We start from the raw sequence: 312 nt of genomic DNA on the forward strand, positions 1-312 counted from the left end.
TTGTTTCATCCCGATAGCTATCAGGACAGGTTTCAAGTTGTCACGGAACTTTGTTAAAGTTTTAAATTTTGACAAAGTTCACTAGGTAAAACATTCATAATTTATAACTCACAATTCATAATTATAACGTAACTTCTTTAGGACACGGAATGCTCAATGCATTTGGTTTTGGATATGTTCTATTGTTGTACATTCTGTATTGAGTTGACACTGTTCCTCCAAATAGTTTATCATTTGTCAGTTTTAATTCAAATGAGATTTCATATAAGCCATTGCTGATTTCTTTGTATGTTCCTTCGCCAGAAATGGCAA

At 32.4% G+C, this 312-nt stretch carries 1 protein-coding gene; it reads right to left on the reverse strand.

Features of this window, described 5'->3' with window-relative positions:
• Positions 1 to 121: 121 nt before the first annotated feature.
• On the reverse strand, positions 122 to 312 hold a 191-nt coding region (locus tag FF52_RS04310; RefSeq protein WP_008463263.1), incomplete at its 5' end, for a hypothetical protein.

The organism is Flavobacterium sp. F52 (assembly GCF_000278705.1).
Lineage (GTDB): Bacteria > Bacteroidota > Bacteroidia > Flavobacteriales > Flavobacteriaceae > Flavobacterium > Flavobacterium anhuiense.